Source organism: Egibacteraceae bacterium (assembly GCA_040905805.1).
GTDB lineage: Bacteria > Actinomycetota > Nitriliruptoria > Euzebyales > Egibacteraceae > DATLGH01.
The window spans coordinates 23,700-29,178 of record JBBDQS010000089.1 but is presented as its reverse complement, the minus strand read 5'-3'; the positions used below and the strand labels follow the sequence as shown (position 1 = coordinate 29,178).

Sequence of the window (5,479 nt, the reverse complement as noted above, 5' to 3'; positions counted from 1 at the left end):
GCGGCCCCGCGCCTCCCGCCGGCCCCGCCCCGGCCCCCCCCGCCGCCGGCCAGTGGTTACCGCCGGGTAGATTGGGTCCGAGCGACAGATCTGTCCGGCAGACCCCATCTACCGGGGAGTAACCGGTGGCAGGTCGCCGTTGGCGAAGGCGGTGACCACCGGTGGGCGCCGAGGGAGCGCGACGCTTGTCCCCAGGTCACCGGGTCGGGGGTGGCACCGGGTCCCCACGCCGACGAAGCTCGGCGGCATGTCACCGCTGGCCCAGGTCCACCGCGACGCCGCCCGCCTGGGCTACATCGACGCCCGCACGCCCGCGCGGCCACCAGACGGTGTGCACCCGAGGACGCTGCTGCGGCACCTGCGCCGCATCGGCTGGGAGCCCTGGCTGCCCGGTCTGTGGGTCCCGGGGGAGGACGACCCGCCGTACCTTGTCCGGTGCCGCATCGTGCTCGCGGCCTTCGGTCCCGACGCGCTGCTCACTGGAGCCACCGCCCTGTGGGCCCTGGACATCCTGCGCCACGAACCCGACGACGTGGAGCTGCTGCTGGCGGCGGGACGGCACGTGCGCGCGCGTGACGGCATCTGCGTCCACCACAGCGCCGACCTCGGGGCGGTCCGGCGCCTGGCCGCCCGAGGCCTGCGGCTCGCGGGCACCGTCCGGGCCATCACCGACCACGCGCGGCATACGGGGTTCAGCACGCTGTGCCGGGTGATCGCCGACGCTGAGCGGTTGCGGCACTGCACGCTGCCCCAGATCGGCGAGGAGCTCGACCGGCGCGTGCGCTTTCCCGGCAAGGCCGTGCTCGGTCGAGCGCACGGCGAGCTGCGCGGTGAGCTCAACCACTCCGGTCACGAACGGCTCGCACGTCGCCTGCTCCAGCAGGTCGGGGTCGCGGTGGCGAGCCGCCCGGGGCCGATCGTGCACCGCGAGCGGATCGTGGCCGAGGTCGACCTGCCGTTCTTCGACGTGCGCTACGGCGTGGAGATCGACGGACCGCCGCACCTGCGCCTGGCGCAAGCCGCACGGGACTCGGCGCGTGACCGCATGCTGCGCCGCGACTGCGGGTGGACGATCGACCGCTTCTGGTGGTTCGAGCTGGAGCAGGACCCGCAGCGGTTCACCCGTGAGGTCGTGGCCCGCTTGCGCACGCTGGGCTCCACGGCTACCGCCGGGTAGATGGGGGTCGAGCGACAGATCTGTCCGGCAGACCCCATCTTCCGCCGAGGGGCGCGCCGGACACTGCCCGGCCACAGGCGGCACCGTGCGCCGGCGCTGGTAGCCTGCGCCGACCATGATCGACATCCGGCTTGTTCGCGACGACACGGGGCCGGTCGCGGCCGCACTGGCGCGCCGGGGCGTGTCCGCAGACACCATCGACCAGGTCCGGGCCCTCGACGAGGAGCGCCGCGCCCTGATCACCGAGGGCGACCGGCTGCGCGCCGAGCAGAAGGCCCGCTCGAAGGAGATCGGCGCGGCTGCCCCCGAGGACCGCCAGGGGCTGATCGACGCGGTCAAGCAGGTGTCGACGCGCCTGGACGAGCTGGAGCCCCGCCAGGTCGAGGTGCAGGGGCGCCTGGAGCGGGCGCTCGCCGCGATCCCCAACCTGCCGCATCCCGACGCCCCCGACGGCGCCGACGAGACCGACGCGGTGCAGCGCTCGACCTTCGGGACCAAGCCCACCTTCGACTTCGCGGTGCGCGACCACATGGAGATCGGCGAGGCTCTCGGCCTCATCGATGTGGTGCGGGCGGTGAAGGTGTCCGGCAGCCGGTTCGCCTACCTCCTCGGCCAGGCGGTGCTGCTGGAGTTCTCGCTCGTGCGCTACGCCCTGGACCGGCTGATGGCGGCTGGCCACACCCCGGTGATCCCTCCCGTGCTGACCCGCGAGGAGGCCCTGTTCGGCACGGCGTTCCTGCCCGGCGGCGCCGAGCAGCTCTACGAGATCCCCAAAGACGACCTGTTCCTGGTCGGCACCGCCGAGGTGCCGCTGGCGGGACTGCACCTGGACGAGATCCTGGCCGCCGAGGACCTGCCGGTGCGCTACGCGGGCTTCTCGACGTGCTTTCGCCGCGAGGCGGGCACGTACGGCAAGGACACCCGCGGCATCTTCCGCATGCACCAGTTCGACAAGGTCGAGATGTTCTCCTTCGTCGCGCCGGAGGACTCCGAGGCCGAGCACCAGCGCCTGCTCGACATCGAGCTCGACCTGTTCACCGACCTCGGGTTGCACGGTCGGGTGGTGGACATCCCCGTCGGCGACCTCGGCGACTCGGCCGCCCGCAAATTCGACATCGAGGTGTGGCTGCCCGGCCAGGAGGCGTACCGCGAGCTGACCAGCGCCTCGAACTGCACCGACTACCAGGCGCGGCGGCTGCGGTGCCGCTACCGCGTGGGGGAGAAGGAGACCGCGCTCGTGCACACCTTGAACGGCACGGCGATCGCCATGCCGCGCGCGATCATCGCGCTGCTGGAGACCCACCAGCAGGCCGACGGCAGCGTGGCGGTCCCAGCGGCGCTGCAGCCCTACCTCGGCGCCGAGCGGATCGGCTAACCCTCCTCGCCGAGCGGGAGCGGCTAACCCTCCTCGCCGAGCGGGAGCGCCGGCCCGTCGCGCCCGACCCGGCGCCGCGCCGCAGCGTACGCAGCAGGATCGTTGACGTTGACCACCGATCGCAGGGCCGGGTCGGCGGCGGCGAGCGCCGGGTCGCTGAGCAGAGCCGCCTCGTCCAGACGTGCCACACAGACCTCCGCGGCCAGGCCCAGCAACCGCAGGTCGCCCCGGGCCAGGCGAGCCTCCGCGAGCGGCGCCACCGCCGTCCGGTAGGCCGCAGCCAGAGGCTGCGGTCGCCCGCGGACCACGGGCAGGGCCAGATCGACCTGCGCCCCCAACGCCGCCAGCACCCGGCGGACGAAGGCGGCTTGCAGGAAGGGCAGGTCGGTGGCGCACACGAACGCGACGTCGGCCGCGGACGCGACCGCTGCCAGCCCGGTCGCCAGGCCCTGGAGCGGGCCGCGCCCCTCCTTGGGATCGGCGACGGCACGGACCCCGGGCGGCAGGGCGGGCAGCTCCCGGCCCGGGGACCCCACGACGAGCAGTGGTCCGCCCACCGCACGGGCGAGGATGGCGCAGGTGCGTGCCAGCAACGTGGCGCCGTCCCACCGGAGCGCCGCCTTGGACGTGCCCATGCGCGTCGACCGACCGCCGGCGAGCACGATTCCGGCCGGTGGCCGGGCCGCGGAGCCGGCGCCGGGAGGACCACCCGCGGGTCCGCCGGGGCTCACAAGTCGTCGAACGGCAGCGGGTAGCGGAACCGTCCCCGCAGTTCGGGGGTGTGCGCGGACAGGGTGCGCACCTGGAAGTACTCGGCCCAGCCGGGGTCGGGGGCCTCGACACCGACGTCGAGGCCGGGCACGAACCCGAACCTGCCGTAGTACGCGGGCTCGCCCAGCACCCCGACCAGCGGTTCGTCGCAGGCCTCTGCCGCCCCCAGGAGCGCATGCATCAGGGCCGAGCCGACGCCCCGGCCCTGGAGGTCGGGGACGACCGCGACGGGACCGAGGGCGAGCACCGGGTGGTCGGCGACGCGCGCGCGGGTGCAGACCGCGTGGCCGATCACCTCTCCCGTGGCGGTGGCGGCGACCAGCGACAGGTGTGGCAGCCACGAATCCGACATCCTGAGTCGCTCCAGCAGCACGGCTTCGGCCGGAGCCTGCGCCCCCTCGGGGGTGGGGAAGGCCCGGGCGTGCACGGCGGCGCTTGCGGCGGTCCCGCCGGGCGCTTCGCGCCGGACGAGCAGCGGTGGAGGACCCGACGGCCTGTTCACGGCGTCGGTGGCGGGTGCGTCGCGCGGTGCTCCGTCGCCTGCCATCGTGACCAAGGATTCCCCCCCGGCGCCCGACGGCAACCGCCGCTGCGCAGCGTTCGCTCGGCGCCCTATGGTCCCCATATTTGCGGGATACCGCGGGGAATGCCCATGCTGTAGCCTTCGCTCACTGGCCTGTTCGCACCCGACACGAAGGGCATACCGTGAAGCGACCTCGTTCATTGCTCCGACCGCTCGCCGCGGTCCTTGCCGTGCTCGGCCTGGCGTTGACCTCGTGCGCCAGCGACGACGACGGCGGCGCCCTCACCGAGCCGGACGCGGACACCGAGATGGACGACGCAGGTGACGACGCGGCGGATGCGGGCGACGCGGTGGAGGTCGCCCTTCACGACTACGCCTTCGTGGGCCTGCCGGAGACGGTGCCGGCCGGGACGCAGTTCACCGTCGTCAACGTATCGGAGGAGGAAGCGCACGAGTTCGTCGCCTTCCGCCTGGAAGACGACGAGGAGCGGTCGGTCGAGGAGCTGGTGGAACTGCCTCCCGAAGAGCTCGGCCAGACGCTCGGCGAGCCGGCCACCGTCTTGGTGGCCGGGCCGGGCGGCCCGATGGTGCAGGCGGTCGGCGACGGCACCGTCGACGAGCCGGGTCGTTACGCGGTCGTGTGCTTCGTCCCGACGGGGGCGGATCCGGAGGAGTTCCTGGCCGGCGCGGAGGAGAGCACGGAAGGGCCGCCAGAGGTCGAGGGCGGACCCCCCCACGCCGCCCAGGGGATGTATGGCGAGTTCACCGTCGAGTAGGCCGGGGCGAGCCCGGCCGGTTCGGAGGGCCTCATGGATGGCTTCGCGCTGGCGTGCGTGAGCTGTGGTGCGGTCGGGGTCGACATCGCCGGGGTCGAGGTGCACCACAACCGGCATGACGACTTCCGTCTGCTGGCCGCCACGTGCCCGGTCTGCGGCGAGGCCATCCTGTCGGCGGACCCCGCCACGCTCGATCGCGCGCTCAGCAGTGGCGCACGGCGACGCGAGCTCCTCCCGCCGGTGCCGGTCTTCACGCTCGACGACGTCGACGACCTGCGGGCCGCGCTGGCCGACGACGACTGGTGCGCTCGGCTCTCCGCCGGCCGACGCACCTCGGGCGAGTCGCCCGGCGGGGGGCTGGTCGTCCCGCAAGCGGGTGTCGGCGCTCACGTGGTGATGGGCACACCGAGATCATGGAGCACACCCAGGACCCGCTGGTGGATCTGGTCACGGACACGCCGCACCGCGTCGAGGTCCTTGCCGGCGGGGTCCTCCAGCTCCCAGTCCAGGTAGCGCTTGCCGGGGATGACCGGGCAGGCGTCGCCGCAGCCCATGGTGACCACGACGTCGGCGGCGGCCAGCGTCTCCTCGGTCCACGGGCGCGGTTGCTGCCCGGTCAGGTCGACGCCGACCTCACGCATGGCCTCCACCGCGGCGGGGTTGACCTGCTCGGCGGGAGTCGACCCGCCCGACAGGACGCGCACACGGCCGTCGGCGAGGTGGCGCAGCCAGCCGGCGGCCATCTGGGACCGCCCGGCGTTGTGCACGCACACGAACAGCACGGTGGGGGTGTCATCAGGCACGGGGCCTCCTTGGTCCGGTGTCGGGGCACGGGCGCATCATTGGCGTCACGGGTC

The 5,479-nt window shown here is 73.7% G+C and carries 6 protein-coding genes; 3 read left to right on the top strand and 3 right to left on the bottom strand.

All coding sequences use genetic code 11. The annotated features are described in order from the left end of the window. Nucleotides 1-247 precede the first annotated feature (247 nt). Both WD250_09785 and serS read left to right on the top strand, forming a co-directional pair. On the top strand, nucleotides 248-1,177 hold the full coding sequence (locus tag WD250_09785) for a DUF559 domain-containing protein (protein MEX2620497.1): 930 nt from the start codon (nucleotides 248-250) through the stop codon (nucleotides 1,175-1,177). Nucleotides 1,178-1,292: 115 nt separating this feature from the next. Beyond that, nucleotides 1,293-2,552 (top strand): serine--tRNA ligase, encoded by a 1,260-nt coding sequence (gene serS / locus WD250_09780; protein MEX2620496.1) that lies wholly within the window; start codon nucleotides 1,293-1,295, stop codon nucleotides 2,550-2,552. A 23-nt stretch (nucleotides 2,553-2,575) separates the two neighbouring features. Here the strand turns inward: serS and WD250_09775 are convergent, their stop codons facing one another. Together WD250_09775 and WD250_09770 are read right to left on the bottom strand one after the other, a co-directional pair. Beyond that, nucleotides 2,576-3,214, bottom strand: coding sequence for a molybdenum cofactor guanylyltransferase (locus WD250_09775; protein ID MEX2620495.1), 639 nt, complete (start codon nucleotides 3,212-3,214; stop codon nucleotides 2,576-2,578). 65 nt (nucleotides 3,215-3,279) lie between these two features. Continuing rightward, a complete protein-coding gene (locus tag WD250_09770) occupies nucleotides 3,280-3,870 on the bottom strand; it encodes an N-acetyltransferase (protein MEX2620494.1) in 591 nt (196 codons plus the stop codon). Between the two features lie 158 nt (nucleotides 3,871-4,028). Here WD250_09770 and WD250_09765 point away from each other — a divergent pair, with 158 nt between their 5' ends. After that, complete coding sequence (locus WD250_09765) at nucleotides 4,029-4,622, top strand: hypothetical protein (GenBank protein MEX2620493.1); 594 nt, start codon at nucleotides 4,029-4,031, stop codon at nucleotides 4,620-4,622. 386 nt (nucleotides 4,623-5,008) lie between these two features. On the opposite strand, the gene WD250_09760 is transcribed toward WD250_09765, so the two are convergent. Next, entirely contained in the window at nucleotides 5,009-5,425 is a 417-nt protein-coding gene (locus tag WD250_09760) for an arsenate reductase ArsC (protein MEX2620492.1), read from the bottom strand. Between the last annotated feature and the right edge of the window lie 54 nt (nucleotides 5,426-5,479).